Here is a 23,990-nt window from a genome sequence, read left to right as displayed (position 1 = left end):
GGCTGACCGAGTCTAGCGGTTTACTGGGGCCCATGGACGAACCGATCCGCCGCGGTGGCCGCCCCCGACGCTCGAGCGCCGAGGTGCTCGCGGACGCCGCCGCCGAGCTGTTCCTCGAGCAGGGGTACGGACGCACCACGGTCGACCAGATCGCCGCCCGCGCCGGGGTCAGCCGCGCGACGTTCTTCAACTACTTCCCGGCGAAGGCCGACGTGATGTGGCTCGAGCTCGACGCCGCCGTGGCCGGGCTGCCCGGGTACCTCGCCGCCTCGACCGAGCCGAGCGTCGTTCGGGCCGTCGAACAGGCGCTCCTCGCCGCCGCCCGGGCCCACGACCCCGAGCGGGTGCCGTGGGCAGTGGCGCAGGCCGAGGTGATGGGGATCGGGCCGGAGCTGGTGGCGGGCGTCGCGGTCCGGGTGACGGCGCAGCACGACGCCGTCGCGGCGTTCGTCGCGGGCCGCACGGGGGAGCAGCCGCGCTCGATCTGGCCGCAGACGGTGTCCGGCGCGATGCTCGGGGCCGCCGCCGCCGCGTTCGGGGTGTGGGTGACCGACGGGGTCGGCCGCCGTGCGCTCGTCGAGTACGTCGCGGCGGCGCTCACCCCGGTGGTCGCGGGCCTCGACGCCCGCTGACCCGCCGGCGTCCTCACATGACGCCGCATCGACGGCGAGACGCCGCCTTATCCGGCGGCGTCTCGAGCACGTGGCGACGTCTTGCTGACACGCCGGCGTCCCCCGAGCCGCGTGCGGGGCGGTGGACGTGACGGGCGGCGGACGGGAGGCCCGTGGCGGCCTGGCACCGCGCCTCCCGTCCGCCGGTCGGTCGCTCACAGAACACGCCGTCGTCTTCTCGCGACGCCGCCTCGCCGGCGAGACGCCGCCGGATGCGGCGGCGTCGCGGGCACGTGGCGGCGTCGGACGGACACGCCGGCGTCCTGCGACACCAGCCCGACATCCACCCGTCCGCCCGCTGACGCTCACTCCGTGCGCAGGGTCCCCGCACCGCCGGACGCCACGTCCGAGGCCGTGCCGTCCCGCACGACCTCGGGCACGTCGCCGTCGGTCGGCACCAGGGACTCGTCGCCCGGGTAGCTCAGGGTGAGGACGGCCTCCTCGATGTAGGGGCTGTCCTCGAGCGACTGCTCCACCTCGCGCAACCGCACCGCGACGTGCGCCTCGGTCTCGTTGCCGGTCAGGTCGACGGCCGCGACGAGGTACACCCGCGACGGCCCGACGAACTCCAGGTGCAGGTAGGTGACCCGCTCGACCTGCGGCCGGCCCAGCAGCTCGACGAGGACCGCGTTCTCGAGCTCGGGGGACGTGCTCTCGCCGAGCAGGAACCGGCGGTTGCGGTCGATCAGGACGATCGCGACGACCCCGAGCAGCACACCGATCGCGATGGAGCCGAGCGCGTCGAAGACCGCGAGCCCCGTGACCTGGTGCAGGAACACCCCGAGGAACGCCACGACCAGGCCGATCAGCGCCGCGGCGTCCTCGGCGAACACCGCACGGAGCGTCGGGTTCGACGACTGCAGCACGTGCCGCAGCACCGGCACCTTGCGCTTGGTCGCGGCACCGTGCGCCTGCCGGTACGCCTGCAGGAAGCTCGTGCCCTCGAGCAGGAACGCGACCCCGAGCACGACGTAGTTGAGCACGACGTCCTCGGCCGGTCCGGTGTCGCCGAACTCCGAGATGCCGTGGTAGATCGAGACGATCGCTCCCGCCGTGAACAGGCCGAACGCGGCGAACATCGACCAGATGTAGGTCTCGCGTCCGTACCCGAGCGGGTGCGCGGTGTCCCGCTGCTTGCCTCCCCGTCGTTCGGCGACGAGCAGGAACACCTCGTTGCCGGTGTCCGCCCACGAGTGCGCCGCCTCGGCCACCATCGAGGCCGAACCCGAGACGAGCGAGGCGATCGTCTTCGCGATCGCGACGAGCAGGTTCGCCCCGAACGCGATCAGGACGGTGACGAGTGACTCGGGGCGTTCTGCTGCGGGCATCGCTCAAGCATGCTCCCGTCCGGTAAAGTCGTCTTCCAAGAGCGTCGATCCGGCCATCACCGGGGAGCTTCCGGAAGAACACGGAGCGCACCAGCGCCTCCGTCAGTAGAACCGGGCGGGTTCGGGACCGTCACCACCCCCGACACAGAGTGGTCGCACAGCGCACGTTGGGCGGCAAACGAGGTGGTACCGCGGAACCTGCTTTTCGTCCTCGTGGAGATCGAGCGAACCCACAAGGAGTCCCGGTGCCGTACCCGTTGAACGCCGATGCCGATGGCGTCGTCCCCTCGCCGAGCTTCCCCGCCGTCGAGCGGGGCATCCTCGCCTTCTGGAAGCGCGACGACACGTTCCAGGCGTCCATCGACGCGCGACAGGGCTGCCCGGAGTGGACCTTCTACGACGGCCCGCCCTTCGCCAACGGCCTGCCGCACTACGGGCACCTGCTGACCGGGTACGCCAAGGACGTCTTCCCGCGCTACCAGACCATGCGGGGCAAGCAGGTGCACCGCCGCTTCGGCTGGGACACCCACGGCCTGCCCGCCGAGCTCGAGGCGATGCGCCAGCTCGGCATCACCGAGAAGCACGAGATCGACGCGATGGGCATCGACGTCTTCAACGCCGCCGCCAAGAAGTCCGTGCTGCAGTACACCGACGAGTGGCAGGAGTACGTCACCCGTCAGGCGCGCTGGGTCGACTTCGAGGACGACTACAAGACCCTCGACGTCACCTTCATGGAGAGCGTGCTCTGGGCGTGGAAGCAGCTCTGGGACAAGGGCCTGGCGTACGAGGGCTTCCGGGTCCTGCCGTACTGCTGGAACGACCAGACGCCGCTGTCCAACCACGAACTGCGCATGGACGACGACGTCTACAAGATGCGCCAGGACCAGTCCGTCACGGTGGCGTTCCCGCTGCACGGCGACCGCGCTGCGGCGCTCGACCTGACCGGTGTGCGGGCGCTCGCCTGGACGACGACCCCCTGGACCCTCCCCACGAACGCCGCGTTGGCAGTCGGACCGGCGATCGCCTACGCGGTCGTCCCGGCAGGGCCTGGAGGCGCGGCTGACGGTGCCGACGCCGGGTCCGTCTCCTACCTGCTCGCGTCCGACACCGTGGCCGCGCACGCGAAGGAGCTTGGCTACGCCTCGGGTGACGAGGCGCTCGCCGCCGTCGCGCGCACGCTGACGGGCGCCGAGCTCGACGGCGTCGAGTACGAGCGCCTGTTCGACCACCTGGCCGACGCCGAAGGCTACGAGAACGCCTGGCGCATCCTGGTCGCCGAGTACGTCGAGACCGGTGAGGGCACCGGCATCGTGCACCAGGCCCCGGCCTACGGTGCCGACGACCAAGAGGTCTGCGCCGCCGCCGGCATCCCCGTCGTGCTGTCCCTCGACGAGGGCGGCGTCTTCACGTCGCAGTTCGGCGAGGTCGCCGGCATGCTCTGGTCGGACGCGAACAAGCCGCTGACGAAGGCCGTCCGCGACGCCGGGCGACTGCTCCGCCAGGCGTCCTACGAGCACAGCTACCCGCACTGCTGGCGGTGCCGGAAGCCCCTCATCTACAAGGCCGTCTCGTCGTGGTTCGTCCGCGTCACCGAACTCCGCGACCGCATGGGCCAGCTCAACCAGGACATCAACTGGGTGCCGGACAACGTCAAGGACGGCCAGTTCGGCAAGTGGGTCGGCAACGCCATCGACTGGTCGGTCTCGCGCAACCGCTACTTCGGCACGCCGATCCCGGTGTGGCAGTCCGACGACCCCGAGTACCCGCGCACCGACGTCTACGGCTCGCTCGCCGACATCGAGCGCGACTTCGGTCGCCTGCCGGTGAACGCCGAGGGCGAAGTGGACCTGCACCGCCCGTTCATCGACGACCTGACGCGGCCGAACCCCGACGACCCCACGGGCGGGTCGACGATGCGCCGGATCACCGACGTGTTCGACGTGTGGTTCGACTCCGGCTCGATGCCGTACGCCCAGGTGCACTACCCGTTCGAGAACCGGGAGTGGTTCGAGTCGCACAGCCCGGCCGACTTCATCGTCGAGTACATCGGGCAGACGCGTGGCTGGTTCTACGTCATGCACGTGCTCTCCACCGCGCTGTTCGACCGGCCGGCGTTCCAGAACGTCATCAGCCACGGCATCGTCCTCGGCTCGGACGGCCAGAAGATGTCGAAGTCGCTCCGGAACTACCCGGACGTGTCCGAGGTCTTCGACCGCGACGGCGCCGACGCCATGCGCTGGTTCCTGATGTCCTCGTCGGTGATCCGCGGCGGCAACCTCGTCGTCACCGAAGAGGGCATCCGCCAGGGCGTCCGCGAGTTCATGCTGCCGCTGTGGTCGACGTACTACTTCTTCACCCTGTACGCGAACGCCTCGGGTCCCGACGGCTACCGGGCCGAGCGCCGGACCGACTCGACCGACGTGCTCGACCGGTACCTGCTCGCGAAGACCCGGGTGCTCGTCACCGACGTCCGGGCGCACCTCGACGCGCTCGACACCCCGCTCGCGGCCCAGGCCGTCCGCGACTTCGCCGACGTGCTGACGAACTGGTACGTCCGCCGCTCGCGTGACAAGTTCTGGACCGGGGCCGACGCGGACGCCGGTGCCGAGACCCGTGCGGCGTTCGACACGCTGTACACCGTGCTCGAGACCCTGACCCGGGTCGCCGCACCGCTCGCGCCGCTCGTCACCGAGGAGATCTGGAAGGGCCTGACCGGTGGGCGCAGCGTCCACCTGACGGACTTCCCGGACCCCGACGAATTCCCCGCCGACGACGCCCTCGTCGACGCGATGGACCGCGTGCGCGACGTCGCCTCGAAGGGCCTGGCGCTCCGCAAGGCCACCGGCAAGCGCGTCCGGCTGCCCCTCGCCACGCTGACCCTGGTGGTGCCGGACCCGGCCGCGGTCGAACCGTTCGCCGACATCCTGCGCGACGAGCTCAACGTCAAGCGCGTGGTGCTCGAGACGCAGGCCGAGGAGTCGCTGGCGCAGTACGGCATCGAGCGGAAGCTCACCGTGAACGCCCGCGTCGCTGGCCCCCGCATCGGCAAGCAGGTGCAGCAGGTGATCCCGGCCGCCAAGAAGGGCGACTGGACCGCGACCGACTCCGGCGTGACCGTCGGCGGCGTCGACCTGATCGAGGGCGAGTACTCGCTCGACCTCACCGTGGCCGACGCCTCGGTGGCCGTGGCGTTCCTCGACGAGGGCGGCTTCGTCGTGCTCGACACCGTGACGACGCCCGAGCTCGAGGCCGAGGGGCTCGCCCGTGACGTCGTCCGCGCCGTCCAGCAGGCCCGCCGCGACGCCGACCTCGACGTCAGCGACCGCATCGCCCTGACCCTCCGGGTGGACGACACGGCCGACGGCGCGGTCCGCGCGCACCAGGAGCTCATCGCCGGGGAGACCCTGGCGACGAGCGTCGAGATCGTGCCCCTCGGGGCGGACGACACCACCACCGACGTCGGTGACGGTGCGAAGGTATCCGTGGAGGTAGCACGCGCATGAGTGACGACGACCAGTACGACGACCACGAGGCGAACGAGGAGTTCGTCGGACACGACGACCTGGACGGTCGCGACGAGGACGGCATCCGGATCCCGGTCGGCCCCTCCGGAGACGGTCCTGCCGATGCCGTGCCCTACGGCGGCGACGACGACGAGGTCCGCCGCGTCGAGGCCGCCCTGTACGCCCGCATCGGCGAACAGGCCCCCGAGCGCCGGCTGACCGCCACCCGCCGCGCCGTCGAGCTGCTCGGCGACCCGCACCTGGCGTACCCGGTGATCCACGTGACGGGGACGAACGGCAAGACGTCGACCGCGCGGACCATCGAGAGCATCGTCCGGGCCCACGGTCTGCGCACCGGCCTGATGACGAGCCCGCACCTGGTGTCCATCCGGGAGCGCATCGTCGTCGACGGCCAGCCGATCGCGGCCGACCGGTTCGTCGAGAACTGGGACGACATCGCCCCGGTGCTCGAGATCACCGACCGCGAGCTCGCCGACAAGGGCGAACCCCCGCTGACGTTCTTCGAGGCGCTCACCGTGCTCGCGCTGGCGTGCTTCGCCGAGGCCCCCGTCGACGTCGCCGTGATCGAGGTCGGGATGGGCGGCGAGTGGGACTCCACCAACGTCGTGCAGAGCCAGGTGTCGGTGTTCACGCCGATCGCCATCGACCACGCGAAGCAGCTCGGAGCCACGGTCGCCGAGATCGCCCGCACCAAGTCCGGGATCGTGAAGCCGTCGTCCGCCGTGGTGTCGAGCCGGCAGGTCCCCGAGGCCCTCGCCGAACTCGAGCGCGCGGCCGAGCTCACCGAGTCCACCCTGGCCGTCGAAGGGACGGGATTCAGGGTCGTCGACGTCACCCCGGCCGTGGGCGGACAGCTCATCACCGTGCAGGGCATCGCCGGCCGCTACGACGACCTGTTCCTGCCGCTGTTCGGCCGGCACCAGGCCGACAACGCCGCCGTCGCCATCGCAGCGGTCGAGTCGTTCCTCGGCCGCGGGGCCCAGGCCCTCGACGAGGACGTCCTGTCCGAGGGCATCGCCGGCACGACCAGCCCCGGTCGCCTGCAGCCCATCGCGACCGACCCGACCGTCGTCGTCGACGCCGCGCACAACCCGCACGGTGCGAAGGCCCTCGCCGAGGCGCTGCCGGTGGCCTTCCCGTCGGAGCACGTCGTCGGCGTCGTCGGGATCCTCGGCGACAAGGACGCCCGCGGGTTCATCCGCGCGCTCAAGGACACCGTCGCCACCTTCGTCGTCACGCAGCCGCCGGGGGACCGCGCACTCGACGCGGACGAGTTCGCCCGGGTCGTCATCGACGAGGTCGGCGTCGACCGGGTCGTGGTCGAGCCGGCGCTGGCGTCCGCCCTGCAGCAGGCACGCGACCTGGCCGACGAGGCCGACGCCGAGGACGCCCTCGTGCTCGTCGCGGGCTCCATCGTGATGGTGGGCGCGGTCATGGACCTCGTGCACCGGGAAGGCGAGGCGAAGTGACGGACGCCCCCCGTGCCTCCCGGCCGGGACGCACACCGCGCACCCGGAAGCCGCGCCGCCCACGCGGGGCACAGGAGAGCCTGCTGTCGATCGCCCTGGTGCTCGAAGCGATCATGTTCTTCTTCCCGATGCTCGTCGTGTTCGGGAAGGGCACGCTGCCGCCCGCCGTGGCCTTCGGCGGCGGCATCGGCGCGATCATCGTCCTCGCAGCGGCCTCACGCCTGACGGGCAACCCGGCCGGTGTATGGTTCGGGTGGCTGCTGCAGGCGGCCATCCTCGCCACCGGGTTCATCGAACCGTTCATGTTCGCGGTCGCCGTGGTGTTCCTGGCGCTGTGGGTCTTCTGCTTCGTCAAGGGCGGTCAGCTCGACCGTCAGAACGCCGCGCGCCGAGCGGCCATGGGCGAGGACTGACCACCACATTCGACCCCGAACACAGGGAGTACTGCGTGTCCGACTTCGAAGAGACCCTCGTCCTCGTCAAGCCCGACGGCGTCGCCCGCCAGCTCACCGGTGAGATCCTCCGCCGGATCGAGGCCAAGGGCTACGAGCTCGTCGACCTGAAGATGCTCACCGCGCCGCGGGACCTGCTCGACGCGCACTACGAGGAGCACCAGGGCAAGCCGTTCTTCGAGCCGCTCGTCGAGTTCATGCAGTCCGGCCCGGTCGTCGCCGTGCGCGTCGCCGGCAACGGTGCGATCGCGGGCTTCCGCTCGCTCGCCGGCACCACCGACCCGACCTCCGCCGCGCCCGGCACCATCCGTGGTGACCTCGGCCGCGACTGGGGCCTCAAGGTGCAGCAGAACCTGGTCCACGGTTCGGACAGCCCCGAGTCGGCCGCGCGCGAGCTCGCGCTCTGGTTCGCCTGAGCGACGGGGACTAAAGAAGGCGCCTCGCTGGGAAGCGAGGCGCCTTCTTTGATTCTGTTCGCGCTTAGACGATCTTCCATTTGACGGTCAGCGCGGAACCGCCCCTAGAACAAGCAGCCGACATGAGGTACGTGCGACCGAATGACTCGTTCCAGTGATAAGACCGGACAGTGTTGTACGTGACGCAGAAGAGCGTGTACTGGATGGTGCCCTTCCCATTGCAAGTGTGGGTGAACTTCCCATCGTCGATCGGAGAGGTTGGGCCGCAGTTCAGTCCGGCGGCTTGTGCGCGTTCTGCTCCGACGGGCGTGAGGGTCTGCGCTCCGACGAGCAAAGCGGCAACGATTGCCACTCCAAGAACCGCTCGCAGGGACCTGCGTCGCGCGTGCGACTCATAGGACATCTCGTTCATCATCTCCCCTAACCGAGCCGGTAGCTAGCCGACAGAATCGGATTTCCATTGGGGCAGCGGACGTCGATGACCAGAGACTGCGCCGAGGTGAAGTAGCGCGTCAGCTGCTGGTTGAAGCCCGGGATCAGGCACTTCACCGTGTATGTGACCTGTGTCTTCGCATCACAGGTGTGGACCAAGCGGGCCGTCGAAATACCCGTGCGGCCAAACCCCACTGCTCCGCATTGGTTCTTCGCAGCTGCCGGACCAGCCATCGCGACACTTCCCACTATCACGGCCCCCAGAACCGTGACGGTTGCGAGCAATTTCTTCATGCTGTACCCCTATCTGCATTGATATCTTACCGGCAACCTACTTGTTCGCTACGGGCTACGTCAAGTCAGCAAAACGGCGGACCATCCGAGGATGATCCGCCGTCCTCCCAGCTGGGGCTACTTGGCCCCGCCGTTCTGCTCAACGAACGCGGCGAAGGCGTCGGCGTCGTTCCAGGCGCTCGTCCCATCGCCGTTGTACTGCTTACCGTTTACGATCACGGTCGGCGTTCCAGTCAGGTTGGGAAGATCGGAGTTCGCGAGTGGTTCAGTCAACGCCCGGTTTGTGGCGTCGCCCACCCAGCCCTGGAAACGCTGGCTCGTGATGCAATCCGCGACGTCCTCGTCGGCCACCCCGGCCTCCTTGACGATCGATGCGAGTTCCGCGTTCGTGAGACCCCGAGTGTTCTCCTCAGGCTGGTTGGCGTAGAACGCGGTGTTGACGTCGAGGAACTTGTCCGGGTCGTAGTTGGCCACGCATGCGGCAGCTGCTGCCGACCTGGTCGAGTACTTGGAGCCGAGAGATGCTCGATCGAGGAGGTTGAACGGATGCACCTCAAGCGTCGCGGTCCCGTCCTGAACCCACTGCTTGATCTGGCTCATGTTGCCGGTCTCGAACTGGTTGCAGATCGGGCAGAGGTAGTCTTCGTAGACGGTGATGTTGGCGACTTTCCTGTTTTGCTTTGTGGGGATCGGCTTCTCGCCATCAGCTAAGGCCTTGGTGCGCTCCGCAACGATCCGTCCGCTCTCTCCCTTCAGGAGGATGCCGTCGCTCGCCATGTTCTTCGGGCCGGGGCCGGCCGGCTGAATCGAGTTCGCGACGATCAGCACGACGGCAGTGATCAGGGCCAAGCTCCCAACCACGATCGCGCTGACCAACGCGATCCTGTTCCGGCGACGGCGCGCCTGCTCCTTCTCGCGAGTCTGTCGGGCTCGCTCGCGCGCGGCGTTTCGGCGCGCCTTCTTCGTCTCGTTGTCGCTCACGGGCATCGATCGTAATCGAGGCGGATGGCTTCGTCCCGGAGTTTGGGTGTGCAGCGGGTATTTGGGGTGTCGTCCCAGGTTGAGGCACCCGGTGCCGGAGTGGGTGGGCAGGCGAGAACAACGAAGTCGCCCTACTTGCTCCAGCCGCGCAAGAGCCACCGTGGACGCTACGCGGCACCGCCGTTCGTCCGCACGAACGACGCGAACGCTTCGGTGTCGGTCAGCGAGCCGCTGTACTGCTTCCCGTTCACGATCACCGTCGGAGTGCCGGTGACCTTGTCGAGCGACGAGTTTGGGATCGGGGCGTTCATCGCGCGGTTCGTGGCGTCTGCGACCCAGCCAGCGAAGTCCTGCCCGGTGATGCACGAGGTGACCTCGCTGTTCGTCGCGCCGGCGTTCTTCGCCAGTGACGCGAGTTTGTCGTTCGTCAATCCCTTGGTGCTTTCAGACGGCTGGTTCTCGTAGAGCGACGTGTTGTACGCCAGGAAGGCGTTCGGATCGTGGTTCGCGACGCAAGCGGCGGCCGCGGCGGAACGGGTAGAGTACTTCGACCCGAGGGACACCCGGTCGAGCAGGCTGAACGGGTGCAGTTCGAGCGTCGCGGAGCCGTCTTCAACCCACTGCTCGATCTGGTCCATCTGGGCTGTCTCGAACTGGTTGCAGTACGGGCACATGTAGTCCGAGTACACGGTGATGTTCGCAACCGACTCGTCGTGCTCCGTCGGCATCGGAGTCCCGCCGGCGGGCGTCGCCTTCGACGCGACGGGCACGATCTTGCCATCCTGACCGATAAGCAGGATGCCGTCACTCGCCATGTTCCGCGGTCCGGGGCCAGCCGGTTGCACCGAGTTCGCGATCACCAGGACCACCGCGGCGACGACCACCAGGCTGCCGACGATGATCCCGCTGACGCCCAGCCTTCTGTTGCGGCGGCGTCGCGCCTGTTCCTTGGTCCGGGCTTCGCGGGCGCGCTCTCGGGCGGCGTCACGACGGACACTTTTGCTCTGGTTCTCGCTCATCGACCCCGAGCGTAGGTGCTGCGCGGACGCCGCTCGCTCGTCCCACCTGGGAAGCACCAAGGAATTGGGTGACGCATCATCGACTAGTCAAGCGCTGAACCGAGAGTGTCCAGCGGCGGATCAGAAGACGGTCAGGATGGTGGGGAACTTGATGATGATCGTGACGATGATGAGCAGGTAGTTCGCCAGGGGGAACGCCCAGCAGAAGGGCAGGAGCGTCCGCCCGACACGCTGCGCCCGAGCGCCGAAGCGGCCCTGCGCCATGTTCCAGATCGTGAACACCCAGAACATGGGGATCGTCATCGACCAGACGAGCATGCACCACGGGCACAGGGCACCGATGACGCAAACGGTCTGCGTGAAGAGCCAGGTGACGAACACCCACGCCAGGAAGACGCCGGCGTTGAACGCGATCCAGAACCAGCGCGAGCCGTTTCGGAACCCGGCGAGCAGCAGCACCGCGACGGCGATCGGCGCGACGAACCCCATCACGCCGAGCAGGGGGTTCGGGAATCCGAACAGGTGCCCCTGGGCGCTCGCCATCACGTCGGAGCAGCTGATGAACGGGTTCACGTCACAGCTCAGGACGGCCTTCGGGTTCTCGTACTTCGTGAACTCGTCGAGGACGAGCCGGAACGAGCCGAACAGGCCGACGATCCCGGTGACGAGCAGGAAGACCGCCATCGCGATCGGACGACGGGGGGCAGGTGCAGACGCGGTCACGCGGTCATCATCGCATGCGGGTTCCGGTGCTTTCCGGGTGCGGCATGCGATAATGCCTGGAGGTCGTGCGGCCAACCGCACACCGAAGAGAGCTTTCCGAGTGACGCCCCACCGGGCCGAACCCGGACGATCCGGTGCGGTGAGAGCGCACTGTGGTCGGGCAGCGTCACTCCGATGCCGAGCCGGAACGGGCCGGGTGCCCGGACCGGAACGGGCGCGGACGCAACGAGAAGTTGACGCGGGCCGATCACGAGACAGCGAGCGCGGGGGCGTCGACGCCGCCCGCCACGACACAGAATTCCCGCCACCCGAAAGGGTGCGAGTGGGGCCGAGGAGTGCACCAGTCCATGGTGGAGCAGAACAACGACAACACGACCAACGACGAGAACGCGCCGAAGCGCCGGAGCCGCCTGTTCGGCGGTCGCCGCGCCCGGTCGTCCGGCCAGGAGGCCCGTGGGAGCGCCGAGCAGGCACCCCACGCCGACGAGACCCTCGCGCTGACGGGCGGCGCTGACGCCCGTCCCGCGGCCAGCGTCGCGTCGGCCGGTTCGCCGGACTCTCCCGATTCGCCGGACTCGCCCGACTCCCCGGCTTCGCCGGCGTCGCCCGTCGAGTCGACCGACACCGGGGCGGTCTCCGTCGCGGTCGAGGCCGTCGCCGACGGCGGGGCCGAGCCGCACGACGTGAGCACGCTGACCGGCGACCTTCCGGTCGTGTCGGGTGACCAGGCCGCCACCGCGACCGACGGGGCGGACGCGAACCGTGCCTCCCGTCCGGCCCAGGGCGAGCCGACGACCGAGGCGAGCGCACCCGCTGCTGCCGCCGAGGAGCCGTTCGTGCCGAAGGCGACCAGCACGCTCAGCCTGATCTTCCACGCGCCGGTGCTGCCGGAGCTGCCGCAGCGCGCGCCCCGGTACGAGCGTGACCGCGACCGCGACCGCGACCGCGACGAGGACGACCGCTACGACCGCGAGGACCGTTTCGATCGCGACCGCGACCGCGATCGCGACCGTGACGACCGCGACGACCAGGGCGGTTCGCGCCGCCGTTCGCGTCGCCGTGGGTCGAGCGCCGACCGCGAGGCCCGCGAGCCGCGCGAGCCGCGCGACCACCAGGAGCCGCGCCGCCGTGAGCCGGAGCTCATCACCGAGCCGCAGCGCATCAAGGGTTCGACCCGGCTCGAGGCGAAGAAGCAGCGCCGTCGTGACGGCCGTGACGCCGGACGCCGCCGCCAGGTCGTGAGCGAGGACGAGTTCCTCGCCCGCCGCGAGAGCGTCGACCGCCAGATGATCGTCCGCTCCAGCTCGTCGACGATCGAGATCGGCGTGCTCGAGGACGGCATCCTCGCCGAGCATTACATCACCAAGTCCGAGAACGTGTCGCTCATCGGCAACGTGTACCTCGGCAAGGTGCAGAACGTCCTGCCCTCGATGGAGGCCGCGTTCGTCGACATCGGTCGTGGCCGCAACGCCGTGCTCTACGCCGGTGAGGTCGACTGGAACTCCGTCGAGACCGGCAACCACGGTCGCCGCATCGAAGCAGCGCTCAAGCCGGGCGACAAGGTCCTCGTGCAGGTCACGAAGGACCCGGTCGGCCACAAGGGCGCCCGTCTGACCAGCCAGATCTCGCTGCCGGGCCGCTACCTGGTCTACGTGCCGAACGGCTCGATGAACGGGATCTCGCGCAAGCTGCCGGACACCGAGCGTGCCCGCCTGAAGAAGATCCTGAAGGAGGTCCTGCCGGAGCACGCGGGCGTCATCGTGCGCACCGCTGCCGAGGGCGCGACCGAGGAGCAGCTCACCCGCGACGTGCAGCGCCTGACCAGCCAGTGGGAGGCCATCCAGAAGAAGGTCGCCGGTGGTCACGCCCCGGTCATGCTGCACTCCGAGCCGGACCTGCTCATCAAGATCGTCCGTGACGTCTTCAACGAGGACTTCACGAAGCTGATCATCGACGGCGAGGCCGCCGGCGGCACCATCGACGAGTACCTGTCGGCCGTCGCCCCGGACCTCAAGGACCGCGTCGTTCGCTACGAGGGCCCGGACTCCTTCGAGGAGTTCCGCCTCAACGAGCAGATCGACAAGGCGCTCGACCGCAAGGTCTGGCTGCCCTCCGGTGGTTCGCTCGTCATCGACCGCACCGAGGCCATGACGGTCGTCGACGTCAACACCGGCAAGTTCGTCGGTTCCGGGGGCAACCTCGAAGAGACGGTCACGAAGAACAACCTCGAGGCTGCCGAGGAACTCGTCCGCCAGCTCCGCCTGCGCGACATCGGCGGCATCATCGTCGTCGACTTCATCGACATGGTGCTCGAGGAGAACCGCGACCTCGTGCTCCGCCGCCTGGTCGAGTGCCTGAGCCGCGACCGCACGAAGCACCAGGTCGCCGAGATCACCTCGCTCGGCCTCGTGCAGATGACCCGCAAGAAGATCGGGGTCGGCCTGCGCGAGTCCCTCGACGAGGTCAACGCCAAGGTCAACGACAACAACGCCGACCCGGGCCCGAGCAAGGGGCGTCGCAAGGGTCGTGGTGGGAACGGCAACGAGAACGGCCGGTCCGACAACGGCAACGGCAACGGCAACGGTGGCAAGGGGAACTCCGGTTCCTCGGGACAGTCGAACGGTGCCTCCGGCCAGGCACACCAGATCACCGACGACGTGAAGAACGCGCTGTCGCGGATCGCGGCCTCGACCCTCTCGCACGACGAGCAGCAGGCGGCAGACGCGGCCGCAGCGTCGACCGGGATGGGCGCGACGGACGCGACGGCACCGACGTCGGCCGATGCCGCGAACGGTACCTCCGGCGAGCAGCCGACCGGTTCGAAGCGTCGCCGCCGCGGTCGTGGCGGACGCGGTGGGGACCAGCAGGCCATTGCGGGTGCCGAGAACGCCGAGTCGACGGACGCTCCCGCTGCGGAGCAGTCCGATGCGCCCGACCAGTCGGTCGCACCGCAAGCCGCCGAGGCTGTGGTCGTCGCGCCGAAGGCCACCGCGCCGACGGCGAGCGAGCCGAAGGCCGTCGTCGAGCCGGTCGCCGCTGCACCGAAGGCCAAGGCCCCGGCTCGTCGTCGGGTGAGCTCGAGCGCGACGGTGACCCCGACCGAGAACTCCGTCGCGATCCTGGACATCCCGATCGCCGCGGCGCCCAAGCGCGAGCCACGCACGGTCGCCCCGGACGCCGAGTCGCTGCTCGACTCGGTGCTCCAGGCGCTGCCCGAGCCGAAGCAGCCCGGTCAGGGGCGTTCGCGCTCCCGCCGGGTCTCGTCCCCGAGCATCAGTGCTCCGGCGACGCCGACGGAGGAGTCGACCGATGACACCGACGGCTCCGACGGCGCCGTGATCCTGGGGAACTGACCATGACGAACCCGGGCGACCCGCAGCAGCAGCGCGGGTACTACGGTGCGGGCTGGTCCCAGCCCGCACCGCCCGGCCCGGGCAGTCAGCAGCCGGGAGGCCCGGTGCCGCCGCAGCAGGGCGGTGTGCCGCAGTACGGGCACCAGCCCGGTGCCGGAGCCCCGTACGCCCCGCCACGGCCACCCCGTGCCCCCGCCGATCCGCGCCGGGCGTTCGCGCCGGGCGCCTCGGTGACGAACACGGCCGGCGCGCTCATCGCCGTGGTGACCCTGGTGCTCGTCCAGTTCGTGTCCGGGCTGTTCGGACTGCTCGGGAACGCGCTCGTGGTCAGCCCGTTCCGGCACTACGGCGCCGGGACGAGCTTGCTCGGCAGCTTCACCACCGGGGTCTTCGTGGCGCCGTTCCCGTACTACGCCGGTGCCTTCCTGGCCCTGGCCTTCCTGACACCGATCGACCGCCGCAGCCCGCTGCCTCGGCTCCTGCTCCGCGCCGTGCTCGCCGGCGCCGCCGGCACCGTCGCCCTGGCGCTCGTCGGGGTCTTCACGGGCTCGTTCGGTGCGACCACCGCTGGCGGCTCGAAGCTCGTCATCGACGTCGTCACGACGCCGCTGCAGAACGGCGTGCCCTTCACGGTGATGCTCCTCGCGACCGCCACGGCGGCGTGGCTCTGGCTCGGCCGCCCACGCGGTGCTCGCAGTCCGGCGTCGACGTCGGGCATGCCCGGCACCGTGCGACCCGCCGACGCGGTTCCGCCGGCGACGATCCAGCCGCAGCAGCCCTCGGCGAACCCCTGGGGCGGTCCAGCTCCCCGCTGAGCCCGTTCGCGGCCCCTCGCACGGTGCGAGGCCCCGTCGACCCGTGCGAGGTTCCGTACTCGGTGCGCCAGTCTCCGCGTCGCACGGAGTACGGAACCTCCCACCGTTCGCGCGGCCCTGCGAGCCGGCGGCGCGCCGTGCGAGGTGCCGCGCGGGGCGGACCGGCACCGGGCCTCCCGGCCGTCCTGGCGTGCCGTCAGAGCCCGCGCTTGTCCCGCTGCGCCACGCGCAGCCCGCTGCGGATCAGGCGCAGCACGAGCTCCCGACCGGTCACGGCGGACGCGCCAGCGGCCACCAGTTCGTCGTACCGCGAGAGCGGGACGTCGTAGTGGTCGTGATCGAACGCACGGCGCGGCACACCGGCCCGCGCAGCGAACGCGTGGAGTTCCGCGTAGGATTCATCACTGACGAGGTGCGACCACAGTGTGTCGTGGGCGGGCCACGTCGGTGGGTCGATCAACACGGTCACCGTGCAATCGTACGGGTGTCGCCGTTTGACCGGACCCAGGGTGATCGAGTATTCTCGGTCCCTGGTGTCAGCGGGCCGTTCTGCCTGCGTCGCCGATCGGGCCCGGCCTTCCGGGAGCCGCTCGTGCAGAAGTGGGCACCCGAGACTTCCCTCAAGCAGAGTTACGTAAGGATTTCCACGTGGTTTACGCAGTAGTGCGCGCCGGCGGCCGTCAGGAGAAGGTCGAGGTCGGCACCATCCTGACCATCGACCGTGCCAAGGCGGACGACAAGGGCAACATCGACCTCGCCCCCGTGCTCCTCGTGGACGGTGACAAGATCACGTCGGCGGCTTCCGAGCTCGCGAACGTGACCGTCACCGCCGAGGTGCTCGACGACCTCCGTGGTCCCAAGGTCATCATCCAGAAGTTCAAGAACAAGACCGGGTACAAGAAGCGCCAGGGTTTCCGCGCTGAGCTGACCCGCGTCAAGATCACCAAGATCGCGTAAGGGAGTCAACTCATGGCACACAAGAAGGGCGCGAGTTCCACTCGCAACGGTCGTGACTCGAACGCACAGCGCCTCGGCGTGAAGCGCTTCGGTGGCGAGGTCGTCAACGCCGGCGAGATCATCGTGCGCCAGCGCGGCACGCATTTCCACCCGGGCGCCAACGTCGGCCGCGGTGGCGACGACACGCTGTTCGCCCTCTCGTCCGGTTCGGTCGAGTTCGGCACCAAGGGTGGCCGCAAGGTCATCAACATCGTCAACGCGTAGTCGTCCGAACGACTGCAGCGGGAGGGGCGGGCCGAGTGCCCGCCCCTCCTTCGCTTTTCCCGCCGACGATCCCGTCGGCACAACGAAACACCTGGAGTGGACCCATGGCGACCTTCGTCGACCGCGTGACCCTGCACCTCAGCGCGGGGCACGGCGGCAACGGCTGCGTGTCGGTCCGCCGTGAGAAGTTCAAGCCCCTCGCCGGGCCCGACGGCGGCAACGGCGGTGACGGCGGCGACATCGTGCTCGTGGCCGACCCGCAGGTGACCACGCTGCTCGGCTACCACCGTTCACCGCACCGCTCGTCGAAGAACGGGCAGCCCGGCATGGGCGACCACCGCAGCGGCGTCAGCGGCGAGGTCCTCGAGCTCCCGATGCCCGTCGGCACCGTCGTCTACGACGAGTCCGGCGAGGTCATCGCCGACCTCACCGAGCCCGGCATGCGCGTCGTCGTGGCCCCCGGCGGACAGGGCGGCCTCGGCAACGCGGCGCTCTCCACCACGAAGCGCAAGGCCCCCGGCTTCGCGCTGCTCGGCACCGAGGGGTGGGCCGGCGACATCAGCCTCGAGCTGAAGACCATCGCCGACGTCGCCCTCGTCGGGTTCCCGAGCGCCGGCAAGTCCTCGCTCATCGCGGCCATCTCCGCCGCCAAGCCGAAGATCGCCGACTACCCGTTCACGACCCTCACCCCGAACCTCGGTGTCGTCGAGTCCGGCGACACCCGGTTCACCGTCGCCGACGTCCCCGGTCTGATCGAGGGTGCGTCCGAGGGCAAGGGCCTCGGACTCGAGTTCCTGCGCCACGTCGAGCGATGCGAGGCGCTGCTCCACGTCATCGACTGCGCCACGCTCGACCCGGGCCGCGACCCGATCAGCGACCTCGACGTCATCCTCGGCGAGCTCGAGCGTTACCCGGTCCCCGAGGGCCAGGTGCCGCTGCTCGAGCGCCCGCAGCTCATCGCCCTGAACAAGGTGGACGTGCCGGAGGCGCAGGAGCTCGCCGACTTCGTCACCGCCGAGCTCGAGGGCCGCGGGTACCGCGTCTTCCCGATCTCGACCGCGTCCCGCAAGGGGCTCCGCGAGCTGACGTTCGCGCTGGCCGACATCGTCGAGCAGGCCCGCGCCGCCCGTGCTGCCGAGCCCGTGCCGGAGCGCATCGTGCTCCGCCCCCGCTCGGTCAACGAGAAGCCGTTCACCGTGCGCGCCGAGGGCGGCGAGGAGCACCGCTTCTACCGTGTCCGCGGCGCCAAGCCGGAGCGCTGGGTGCAGCAGACCGACTTCACCAACGAAGAGGCGATCGGCTACCTGGCCGACCGGCTCGCGAAGCTCGGCGTCGAGGACGGCCTGTTCAAGGCCGGTGCCGTCGCCGGATCGACCGTCGTCATCGGTGGCGACGGCGGGATGGTGTTCGACTGGGAGCCGACACTCACGTCCACGGCGGAGCTCATCACGAGCGCCCGCGGTACCGACGCCCGCATCGGTGCGACCTCGCGTCCGACCCGCAACGAGCGGCGCGAGGAGTACTTCGAGCGGATGGACGCCAAGGCGGCCGCCCGTGCCGAGCTCGAGCAGGAGCGTGTCTCCGGGCTCTGGGTGGACGACGACGTGGTGACCAGCGACCAGCTCGGCACCGGCGACCAGTCCGACAGCGACCAGGTCGAGACCAGCGACCAGAAGGACTGACCGCGGCATGACCGACACGACCGCCCACAGCGACCTCGGACCCGTCACCCGGCGCGAGGACATCCCGCGTGCGCGGCGGATCGTGGTCAAGGTCGGCTCGTCCTCGGTCAGCGGTGCCGCCGCCGGCCAGATCGGCCCGCTGGTCGACGCCCTGGCCGCGGCCTACGGTCGAGCCACCGAGGTCGTGCTCGTGTCGTCCGGTGCGATCGCGACCGGGTTCCCGTTCCTCGGGCTCGAGGGTCGGCCGGACGACCTCGCCACGCAGCAGGCGGCCGCGGCCACGGGTCAGAACGTCCTGATGTTCCGGTACCAGAAGGAACTCGACCGGCACGGTGTCGTCGCGGCGCAGATCCTGCTGACCGCCGGTGACCTGCAGAATCCGACGCACCGGGTGAACGCCCAGCGGGCCATCGACCGGTTGCTCGCGCTGCGGGTGCTGCCGATCGTGAACGAGAACGACACCGTCGCCACGCACGAGATCCGCTTCGGCGACAACGACCGGCTCGCGGCCCTGGTGGCCCGGCTGCTCGGTGCCGATGTCCTCGTGCTGCTCTCCGACGTGGAGGCGCTCTACACGGCGCCCCCGGAGCAGCCCGGCGCGACCCGCATCGACGAGGTGCCGTTCGGCGACGAGCTCGCCGGGGTCACCTTTGGCTCGATCGGCACCGCCGGCGTCGGCACCGGGGGAGCGGGGACCAAGGTCGCCGCCGCGCGGCTCGCAGCCGAGGCCGGCACCGCTGTGCTCGTCACCGACACGGCACTGGTCGACCGCGCGCTGGCCGGCGAACACCTCGGTACCTGGTTCCACGCCGCACCGCGGCCCTGACGCAGTCCGCACAGCGCCCGGAACGGTCACGACGCGCCATCGGCACGGCGCCGAATGGTCGGGAACCGTCGGCGCAGGCGTCGCGGAGCGACGGTCTGTGACCGCTCGCACGGCGCAGGACGACGTGTCGTGACCGGTCGGCGGAGTGGACGCGACCGCCTGGAGGCCCGGTGCAGGTCCGGGGACCGGTGGCGGGCCTCCAGGCGGTCACGACTCCCTGTCGGGACGCCGGCGTGTGGTCGAGAACCCTCGGTACGGTCGCCGCGTCGCGCAGATCTGCGACCGCTCAGCAGACGGGTGACGACGTGTCGTGACCGGTCGGCGCGGCGGACCGGGCCTGGAGGCACGGCGAGCGTCCGGCACGCCCGTCACGAACCGAGGGGCGGACCTAGAATCGGTCCATGTCGTCGATCGCGCCCGCCCCGACCCTGACCGACACGCTCGTGGCAGCACGGGCCGCCTCGTCGGCGCTCGCGACCGCGACCACCGCCGTCAAGGACGCCGCGCTCGTGGCGATCGCCTCGGCCGTGCGCGCCGCGACCGCCGAGATCGTCGCCGCGAACCACGAGGACCTGGTCGCCGGTGAGGACGGCGGGCTGTCGTCCGGGCTGCTCGACCGGTTGCGGCTCGACCCGGTCCGGATCGAGGCCCTGGCCGCCGCGGTCGAGCACGTCGTCGGGCTCACCGACCCGGTGGGTGAGCACGTCCGCGGGTCGCAGCTGCCGAACGGGCTCCAGCTCACCCAGGTCCGCGTGCCGTTCGGCGTCGTCGGCGCCATCTACGAGGCGCGCCCCAACGTCACCGTCGACATCGCCTCGCTCGCGCTCAAGTCGGGGAACGCCGTGGTGCTCCGCGGCGGGTCCGCAGCGCAGCACACCAACGCCGTCCTCGTGGCACGCATCCAGGACGCCGTCGAGTCGGTCGGGCTGCCGCGCGACCTGGTGCAGACCATCGACACGTTCGGCCGGGCCGGTGCCACCGAGCTCATGCGCGCCCGTGGCCTGGTCGACGTGCTGATCCCGCGGGGGAGCGCCTCGCTGATCCAGACCGTGGTGACCGAGTCGCAGGTGCCCGTCATCGAGACCGGTGCGGGGGTCGTGCACGTGTTCCTCGACGCGTCCGCGCCCGAGCAGCGGGCCGTGGACATCGTCCTGAACAGCAAGGTGCAGCGGCCGAGTGTGTGCAACGCCCTCGAGACCCTCCTGGTGCACGAGGCAGCGGCCGAACGGCTCCTGCCGGTGCTGGCCGACCGGCTGCGGGCGTCCGGCGTCACGCTGCGTGGTGACGAGACCACGCGGGCGATCGTGCCCGGTGTGCTCCGTGCCACGGACGACGACTGGGCGACCGAGTCGATGGACCTCGACCTGTCGATCCGCGTCGTGCCCGACGTCGACGCGGCGATGGCCCACATCGCCCGGTGGTCCACGCACCACACCGAGTCGATCGTCACGAACGACGTCGACACGGCCGAGCGGTTCCTGGCGACCGTCGACTCGGCGGTCGTGATGGTGAACGCGTCGACACGGTTCACCGACGGCGGCGAGTTCGGTTTCGGCGCCGAGGTCGGCATCTCGACGCAGAAGCTGCACGCACGCGGTCCGATGGGGCTGCCGGAACTCACGAGCACGAAGTGGATCGTGCGCGGCTCCGGGCAGATCCGCGGCTAGACTGAACGGCGTCTTTCCCCGACCGAACGGAGCACCGAACGATGACCCTCCTCGCAGAAGCTGCTGAGCACGCCTCCGGGGCGCCCGCGTTCGTGTACCCGATGGTCGGCGCCCTCTTCTTCATCTTCCTCGGCTTCGTGACCTGGAGCTTCCGCGACGTGGCCTACCGTCACTCGCAGAAGTTCGAGGCCACCCGCCACCACGAGACGGGTGTCGACGAGTTCGGTCACACCAAGATCTGACCGACCACTCGATGCTCGAGACCACCGGACGGCCACGCATCGGCGTGATGGGTGGCACGTTCGACCCCATCCACCACGGGCACCTGGTCGCGGCGTCCGAGGTGGCGCGGGCGTTCGACCTCGACGAAGTCGTCTTCGTCCCCACCGGACAGCCGTACATGAAGTCCGACGTCACCGATGCCGAGCACCGGTACCTGATGACCGTGATCGCGACCGCGTCGAACCCGATGTTCACGGTCAGCCGCGTGGACATCGACCGTCCAGGACCGACCTACACCGTCGACACCCTGCGTGACCTGCACGAACAGCGACCGGATGCCCAGCTGGTCTTCATCTCGGGCGCAGACGCCGTTCAGCAGATCGTCGACTGGAAAGACCATGATGGTCTCTGGGACCTGGCGCACTTCGTCGCCGTGACGCGTCCGGGACACGCCTTGAGCATCACCGGATTGCCCGAGCGGGACGTAAGCTTGCTCGAAGTCCCTGCACTGGCCATATCCTCGACGGATTGCCGTGACCGGGTTCGACGGGGGTTCCCCGTCTGGTACTTGGTTCCCGACGGCGTCGTCCAGTACATCTCCAAGCACCACCTGTATCGGAGCGTTGCATGAGTTCGTCCGACGCGCAGCCGCCCCTGTCGCGGCGCCAAGCGCGCGAGCGGGAGCGTGCCGCCGCGGCCGGTTCGCAGCCCGCGACGCCGCCCCCGACCGTCGCAGCACCCGCCGCCGAGACCCCGGAGTCGCACCGTCGCCCCGGGTCGCACGTCGCCCCGGCACCCGGTGGCCCGGCGCAGTCGTCCGCCCCGGTGTCGGCACAGTCCGCACCCGGGTCCGCGCAGTCCGTCCCGGTGTCGGCACCGGCAGCCGGTGTGCCGCCGTTCCCGCCGGCCTCCGCGACCGAGATCGTCCCCGGCAGCGGTGGGCTCACGCGTCGGCAGATCCGGCAGCTCCGTGCGGCCGAGAACCAGGCGGTCCAGCCGGTCCCGCTGCAGAACCCGACCCCGCAGTCGTCGGACCGCACCGTCGAGGACGTCCTCGGCTCGGTCGACACCATCGACCCCTCGGTCGCACCGCGCAGCGCTCCCGACTCGGGCACCGGGTCCGACGACGAGCAGACCGCGCCGGCGACGGCCCTCGACCGGGCAGCGGTGGCCCAGGCCACCGAGGCCGACGGATCGCCGGACGCCCTCGAGCCCCTCGACGAGGCCGCCGCGCACGCCGAGGAACCCCGCCGTCACCGTTCGACCTGGTCGCCGCCCGCCGAGGCTGCGGACGCCGAGCCCACGACCGAGCCCGAGCCGGAGTCCGCGTCGGAGTCCGAGTCCGACGCCGCGGTGTCCAAGGGCGCGACGGACCGGACGACCGAGGACGCTCCGGCCACGGCCGCTCGACCCGCCGACACCGCCTCCGCTCCGGAGCCGCGGCAGCCAGCGGTCAGCCCGGCCCCGGCCCCGATCCCGACGAGCGCCGCCGCCGCGACCCCCGCCGTGTTCCCGCTCTCGCTCGACGCCGACGCCGACCCCGAGGACGACGACACCAACGAGGTGCCGCTGCCCGGATCCGCTCCCGCGACCGAGGCCCCGAAGGTCCCGGCCGCGTTCCAGCGTCCGACGGAGCCGAAGCCCGTGACCACGGCCTTCGCGCCGCCCGCCGGCCACTGGTCGCAGCAGGCGCACGACTCGAACGACTCCGAGGTGCACGACGCCGAGACCGGTACCCGCCGCGTCGCCGTGACCAACACGAACGCGATCATCCTGCCGAACTCGGCCCTGGCCGACCCCACCGGTGCCCTGAACGCGACGGGCGAGGTGATCCTCACGGGGTCGATCGACCTGCCGGCGTCGCTGTCGTCGACCGGGTCGCACCGGCCGATCGACGGCGCCGAGGTCGACCGCCTGCTCGAACAGCAGGACGAGCAGCCCGAGACCGACGCCAGCCCGGTCCGCGCGAGCCGTGCGGTGTCGAGCCACACGTCGACCCGCCAGGTCGTGCTCGCCGCGGCCAAGCCGAAGGAGTCGCGCACGCCGCTCATCCTCGGCATCACCGTGGGTGCCGTCGGGCTGGCGGCGGCGGGCGTGATCATCACCGCCCTCCTCACGACCCACATGGGCGGCTGACCACTGCCGTCCCCGACGTCCGTCCTGCACCACCCCGCCGACTCCGGCCTGGCCGCTGTCGGCGGGGTGGCTTATGATCGTGACCCATCAAGCGAACCGGCTGCCCGTCGGTTCGACGACCGGAAGGAATCCGTGACCGCCTCCACTCGCGCACTGGAACTCGTGCAGGCCGCAGCACTCGCGGCCGACGCCAAGCAGGCCGAGGACCTCGTCGCTCTCGACGTGACCGGGCCGTTGCAGCTCACGGACGTGTTCCTGCTCGCAACCGGTCGGAACGAGCGCAACGTGCAGTCCATCGCCGATGCCGTCGAGGAACGTCTCCTCGAACTCGGCGCCAAGACGCTCCGTCGCGAAGGTCGTGCCGAGGGTCGCTGGGTCCTCATCGACTTCGGTGACGTCATCGTGCACGTGTTCCACGACGAAGACCGTCAGTACTACTCGCTCGAACGTCTGTGGGCCGACTGCCCGACGATCTCCCTCGAGCTCCCGGTGGACCACACCGCCTGATCGGCGACGCGCCCGGGTGACGGCTCCGATTTCGTCACCCGGCGTTCGCGTGGTGTACGCTTCTATGGTGCCTCCGGGGAACCGGTCGGCGCAGAAGCAACACAATCTGGGTCTGTGGCGCAGCTGGTAGCGCACCTGCATGGCATGCAGGGGGTCAGGGGTTCGAGTCCCCTCAGATCCACCAGTACGAACACGAACAGTACGAACACGAACCGCCCCGTCGCTCCCGAGCGTCGGGGCTGTTTCGTTTCC

At 70.2% G+C, this 23,990-nt stretch carries 22 protein-coding genes and 1 tRNA gene; 17 read left to right on the top strand and 6 right to left on the bottom strand.

What is annotated here, in order from left to right; translation table 11 throughout:
• Positions 1-32: 32 nt before the first annotated feature.
• The gene (locus tag KK097_RS03100) at positions 33-632 is read left to right on the top strand and encodes an acyl-CoA-like ligand-binding transcription factor (protein ID WP_214543656.1); all 600 of its coding nucleotides are present in this window, start codon (positions 33-35) and stop codon (positions 630-632) included.
• Positions 633-976: 344 nt separating this feature from the next.
• Here KK097_RS03100 and KK097_RS03095 read toward each other — a convergent pair whose 3' ends face one another.
• Positions 977-1,999: a cation diffusion facilitator family transporter gene (locus KK097_RS03095; RefSeq protein WP_214543655.1), complete on the bottom strand. Its 1,023-nt coding sequence runs from the start codon at positions 1,997-1,999 to the stop codon at positions 977-979.
• 245 nt (positions 2,000-2,244) lie between these two features.
• Between KK097_RS03095 and ileS the strand changes: the two genes are divergently transcribed.
• Genes ileS through ndk form a run of 4 tightly spaced genes read left to right on the top strand, consistent with a single transcriptional unit; the run spans position 2,245 to position 7,860 of the window.
• On the top strand, positions 2,245-5,502 hold the full coding sequence (gene ileS, locus KK097_RS03090; protein ID WP_214543654.1) for an isoleucine--tRNA ligase: 3,258 nt from the start codon (positions 2,245-2,247) through the stop codon (positions 5,500-5,502).
• The gene (locus KK097_RS03085; protein WP_214543653.1) at positions 5,499-6,992 is read left to right on the top strand and encodes a bifunctional folylpolyglutamate synthase/dihydrofolate synthase; all 1,494 of its coding nucleotides are present in this window, start codon (positions 5,499-5,501) and stop codon (positions 6,990-6,992) included. The genes ileS and KK097_RS03085 overlap by 4 nt, the downstream gene beginning before the upstream one ends.
• Positions 6,989-7,405, top strand: coding sequence for a DUF4233 domain-containing protein (locus tag KK097_RS03080; protein WP_214530450.1), 417 nt, complete (start codon positions 6,989-6,991; stop codon positions 7,403-7,405). Before KK097_RS03085 ends, KK097_RS03080 begins: the two co-directional genes overlap by 4 nt.
• Positions 7,406-7,440: 35 nt before the next feature.
• Entirely contained in the window at positions 7,441-7,860 is a 420-nt protein-coding gene (ndk, locus tag KK097_RS03075; RefSeq protein WP_017885984.1) for a nucleoside-diphosphate kinase, read from the top strand.
• A 420-nt stretch (positions 7,861-8,280) separates the two neighbouring features.
• Here the strand turns inward: ndk and KK097_RS03070 are convergent, their stop codons facing one another.
• From KK097_RS03070 to KK097_RS03055, 4 genes are all read right to left on the bottom strand, one after another.
• The gene (locus KK097_RS03070) at positions 8,281-8,586 is read right to left on the bottom strand and encodes a hypothetical protein (protein ID WP_214543652.1); all 306 of its coding nucleotides are present in this window, start codon (positions 8,584-8,586) and stop codon (positions 8,281-8,283) included.
• Between the two features lie 117 nt (positions 8,587-8,703).
• Entirely contained in the window at positions 8,704-9,567 is an 864-nt protein-coding gene (locus KK097_RS17865; protein ID WP_214543651.1) for a DsbA family protein, read from the bottom strand.
• A gap of 167 nt (positions 9,568-9,734) precedes the next feature.
• Entirely contained in the window at positions 9,735-10,586 is an 852-nt protein-coding gene (locus KK097_RS03060) for a DsbA family protein (protein ID WP_214543650.1), read from the bottom strand.
• Positions 10,587-10,706: 120 nt separating this feature from the next.
• Positions 10,707-11,309, bottom strand: coding sequence for a vitamin K epoxide reductase family protein (locus KK097_RS03055; protein WP_307858326.1), 603 nt, complete (start codon positions 11,307-11,309; stop codon positions 10,707-10,709).
• 347 nt (positions 11,310-11,656) lie between these two features.
• Between KK097_RS03055 and KK097_RS03050 the strand changes: the two genes are divergently transcribed.
• Positions 11,657-14,662 (top strand): Rne/Rng family ribonuclease, encoded by a 3,006-nt coding sequence (locus KK097_RS03050; protein WP_214543649.1) that lies wholly within the window; start codon positions 11,657-11,659, stop codon positions 14,660-14,662.
• Positions 14,663-14,664: 2 nt separating this feature from the next.
• Positions 14,665-15,477 carry a hypothetical protein gene (locus KK097_RS03045; protein ID WP_214543648.1) on the top strand — a complete coding sequence of 271 codons (813 nt, stop codon included), beginning with the start codon at positions 14,665-14,667 and terminating at the stop codon, positions 15,475-15,477.
• A gap of 196 nt (positions 15,478-15,673) precedes the next feature.
• Here KK097_RS03045 and KK097_RS03040 read toward each other — a convergent pair whose 3' ends face one another.
• Complete coding sequence (locus tag KK097_RS03040) at positions 15,674-15,946, bottom strand: DUF4031 domain-containing protein (protein ID WP_071405560.1); 273 nt, start codon at positions 15,944-15,946, stop codon at positions 15,674-15,676.
• 179 nt (positions 15,947-16,125) lie between these two features.
• On the opposite strand from KK097_RS03040, the gene rplU reads away from it, so the two are divergent.
• The 10 genes from rplU to KK097_RS02990 all read left to right on the top strand — a co-directional run bounded on the left by rplU (position 16,126) and on the right by KK097_RS02990 (position 23,922).
• A complete protein-coding gene (gene rplU / locus KK097_RS03035) occupies positions 16,126-16,434 on the top strand; it encodes a 50S ribosomal protein L21 (RefSeq protein WP_027464715.1) in 309 nt (102 codons plus the stop codon).
• 12 nt (positions 16,435-16,446) lie between these two features.
• Positions 16,447-16,698, top strand: coding sequence for a 50S ribosomal protein L27 (gene rpmA, locus KK097_RS03030; protein ID WP_017885976.1), 252 nt, complete (start codon positions 16,447-16,449; stop codon positions 16,696-16,698).
• Positions 16,699-16,802: 104 nt separating this feature from the next.
• Positions 16,803-18,380 (top strand): GTPase ObgE, encoded by a 1,578-nt coding sequence (gene obgE, locus KK097_RS03025; RefSeq protein ID WP_214543647.1) that lies wholly within the window; start codon positions 16,803-16,805, stop codon positions 18,378-18,380.
• A 7-nt stretch (positions 18,381-18,387) separates the two neighbouring features.
• Complete coding sequence (gene proB, locus KK097_RS03020; protein ID WP_250896388.1) at positions 18,388-19,206, top strand: glutamate 5-kinase; 819 nt, start codon at positions 18,388-18,390, stop codon at positions 19,204-19,206.
• 401 nt (positions 19,207-19,607) lie between these two features.
• On the top strand, positions 19,608-20,873 hold the full coding sequence (locus KK097_RS03015) for a glutamate-5-semialdehyde dehydrogenase (RefSeq protein ID WP_214543646.1): 1,266 nt from the start codon (positions 19,608-19,610) through the stop codon (positions 20,871-20,873).
• Positions 20,874-20,914: 41 nt separating this feature from the next.
• Entirely contained in the window at positions 20,915-21,115 is a 201-nt protein-coding gene (locus KK097_RS03010) for a hypothetical protein (RefSeq protein ID WP_214531371.1), read from the top strand.
• Between the two features lie 11 nt (positions 21,116-21,126).
• Entirely contained in the window at positions 21,127-21,726 is a 600-nt protein-coding gene (gene nadD / locus KK097_RS03005; protein WP_110859233.1) for a nicotinate-nucleotide adenylyltransferase, read from the top strand.
• A complete protein-coding gene (locus KK097_RS03000) occupies positions 21,723-23,231 on the top strand; it encodes a hypothetical protein (protein WP_214543645.1) in 1,509 nt (502 codons plus the stop codon). Before nadD ends, KK097_RS03000 begins: the two co-directional genes overlap by 4 nt.
• A gap of 132 nt (positions 23,232-23,363) precedes the next feature.
• Entirely contained in the window at positions 23,364-23,738 is a 375-nt protein-coding gene (gene rsfS / locus KK097_RS02995; protein ID WP_214531373.1) for a ribosome silencing factor, read from the top strand.
• A 108-nt stretch (positions 23,739-23,846) separates the two neighbouring features.
• Positions 23,847-23,922: transfer RNA gene (locus KK097_RS02990), tRNA-Ala, on the top strand.
• Positions 23,923-23,990 lie beyond the last annotated feature (68 nt).

Source organism: Curtobacterium flaccumfaciens, from assembly GCF_018598405.1.
Classification (GTDB): Bacteria; Actinomycetota; Actinomycetes; order Actinomycetales; family Microbacteriaceae; genus Curtobacterium; species Curtobacterium aurantiacum.
The sequence above is the reverse complement of the archived record's forward strand: the minus strand, read 5'-3'. Positions and strand labels throughout refer to the sequence as shown.